Below are 2,943 nucleotides of genomic sequence, written 5' to 3' on the forward strand. Positions count from 1 at the left end.
TCCCCCCAATATCTTTGCCGGTCAAAAACCCAATCTTCTAATTTATAATAAACCGCTTTTTTTGCGCCAATAAAATTAGCAATCTTGGCCGAAGCTTTTTCCGCGGAAACTCGATCAAACGGTCCGGAATTAATTAAAACACCCTCGCCTATATAGGCCCGATCTAATTGGTGCTTCTTGCCATCAGTTGAAATTACCTCAATTATCTCTAAGCCAAACTTCTGGGCAAAATCAAAATCCCGCTGGTCATGGGCCGGTACGCCCATTACTGCGCCCGTGCCATAACCCATCATCACATAATCAGCCACCCAGATCGGCACCCGCTTTTGATTCGCGGGATTAATCGCATAAGCACCGGTAAAAACTCCGGTTTTGTCTTTTTCTGCTTCTCGCTGGAGATCAGTTTTATTAACCGCTTCCTGGATATAATCTTTAACTTTAGCTTTTAAACCCTGGCTGGCAATCTCTTCTGCCAACGGATGTTCTGGCGCTAAAACTAAAAAGCTAACGCCAAAAATTGTGTCTAAGCGAGTGGTAAAGGTTTTAATTTTTTTCGCTTGGCCGGCAACCGCAAACTCAAATTCATAACCCAGGGATTTGCCGACCCAATTTTTTTGAATCTGCTTAACATTTTCCGGCCAATCTAATAACTTCAAATCTTCTAAAAGCCGGTCGGCATAATCAGTAATCTTCAAAACCCATTGGCGCATCGGTTTCCTTTCAATCAACGATTTACAGCGCTCGCATTTGCCGTCTTCTAAATCCTCGTTAGCCAAACCGGTTTTGCAGGACGGACACCAATTAATCGGCTTAACCGACTGATAAGCCAAACCGCGTTCAAACAGCTTTAAAAATATCCACTGGGTCCATTTATAATACTCCGGGTCGCAGGTGCTGATCTCCCTTTGCCAATCATAAGAAAAACCCAGTGCCTGCGCCTGCTTTTTAAATCGGTCAATATTTTTCTGGGTTGCTGCAGCTGGATGAAGCTTGCGCTGAATCGCATAATTCTCTGCCGGCAAACCGAAAGCGTCCCAACCCATTGGGTGAAGAACATTGAAGTTATTCAATCTTAAATAGCGAGAATAAATATCTGTCGCCGTATAACCTTCAGCATGGCCAACATGAAGCCCGTCTCCGGACGGATAAGGAAACATATCTAAAATATAAAACTTTTTTTTCTTGGAAAAATTTTTTGCCTGATGAGCCTGATAATTATTCTTTGCCCAGATTTTCTGCCATTTTTTTTCTATTTTTGAGTGATCGTACTTCATTATAAAAAGAGTTGTGGATAATGAATTATGAATCAAGCAAATTTGCTTGCCCTGCTTGTTCTTTTAATAAATCCTTTATTTTTTTTATTATTTTAGCACTAGATAAATCAGAGATAAAGCCGGCAGCATTAAAATGGCCGCCGCCGCCAAAAACTGAAGCGATTTGAGAAAGGTCAACAAAATTATCTCTTGAGCCGCGCAGCTCCCCCTTAACCAAGCCAGTTCTCTGTCTTGATAAAAGCAGAGAAATTTTGACTCCATCAACCAAGCTTATCTGCGCTGATAAGCGGCTATACAGATAACTAACTTCTGAATTATGCTCAACAGTTAAATAAGCCAAGCCCAAATCTTTAGCTATTTTTACTTTTCTCAAATACTTGCCAAACTTAATTAAGTCTTCAAAGCTAAGCCATTTTTTAGATAGATTTAAAAAATAAGAAAATTCTTCTTCAGAACGGATTAAATCTTTGAGCATTCTTAAGCGCTTTTGAGTCAAGGGATAATAACTAAATCCAGTGGTATCGCCAACCACTCCTAAAAGTAAGTAATAAGCAATTTTATCAGTCAGCTTCCAGCCAAGTTTTTTTATTAACTCGTAAACCATCTCTGCAACAGAGCAGTAATCAGAACTAATCCAAACAGTCTCGCCAAACTGGGTCTGAAGATTGTGATGATCAATTGAGATAACTATTGGCTTGTCTTTTTCAATGATTTTTCTGGCTTTTTTAGGCAGCCGGTCTTTATTGCCATAATCAATTAAAATCGCTAAATCAATGCGCTTAGCTTTACTGACTGCAGCAGATTTAGGCAGGTCGCTTTCAAAATCAAGCCAGATCTGCTCTTTAAATTCAGTCCCAAGAAAAACTTGCTTCTTTAGATCTTTTAAAAGAAAATAAAGTCCCAAACTACCACCAATGCTGTCAAAATCAGGGCCAATATGCCCGGAAACCAAGATTCTTTTTGATTTTTTTATCTGTTTTTCAATTGACTGAAAAATTTTTCTTTTAGTCAAGATTGGGTTTGTTGAGGGCGTTAGGCTGAAAAAATCTTTTCGCGTTTTCATAAGTAGTTTTAACTATCTCATCATAACTGATTTTTTTCACCCGGGCAATTTTTTCTGCCACTTTAAAAACATCCAAGGGCGTATTGCTTCGGATAAACGGGGAATCGGTTTCAATCAAAATTCTATCTTCAGGAACAAACTCAATTACCTTGTCATAATCGTCGGCCAAAGCAACCACTGAAGAAAAAGAAATGTACCCGCCTAATTCTAAAAATTTTTCTGCCTGGTTTTTTGTCCCGACAAAAAAATGCATCACAAAATTGTTAATTTTCTCTGCTTTCAGAATTTGATAAATCTCTTCATAGGCCTCACGACAATGAATAATTAACGGCTTCTGATATTTTTTTGCCAACTCAATCTGGCTTAAAAATAACTCTTGCTGATTTTGTTTCGCTTCCGGTGTCTTAGCGTAGAAATAATCCAGCCCGGTTTCACCAATCGCTTTAATAAAATCAGGATCAAGCTGATTGATTTTATTTTCCAGCGCCTCAATTTTGAGTTTAATTCCCCCAGTACCAGCGGCCTCTTCACAATGCAAACCAAAAGCGAAATAAATGTTTTCCGGATATTGCTTGGCTAATTCAATTCCCCCGCCCCAGTCTTCAG

At 39.1% G+C, this 2,943-nt stretch carries 3 protein-coding genes; all 3 read right to left on the bottom strand.

What is annotated here, in order from left to right; translation table 11 throughout:
- The coding region (gene leuS / locus AB1721_02845) for a leucine--tRNA ligase (GenBank protein MEW5805631.1) at positions 1–1,274 on the bottom strand (1,274 nt) is incomplete at its 3' end.
- Between the two features lie 25 nt (positions 1,275–1,299).
- Positions 1,300–2,337, bottom strand: a complete 1,038-nt coding sequence (locus tag AB1721_02850; GenBank protein MEW5805632.1) for a DHH family phosphoesterase — start codon at positions 2,335–2,337, stop codon at positions 1,300–1,302.
- The coding region (locus AB1721_02855; GenBank protein ID MEW5805633.1) for a TatD family hydrolase at positions 2,279–2,943 on the bottom strand (665 nt) is incomplete at its 5' end. The genes AB1721_02850 and AB1721_02855, both read right to left, overlap by 59 nt.

Source organism: Patescibacteria group bacterium (genome assembly GCA_040753135.1).
Lineage (GTDB): Bacteria > Patescibacteriota > Minisyncoccia > UBA6257 > Brennerbacteraceae > JBFMGR01.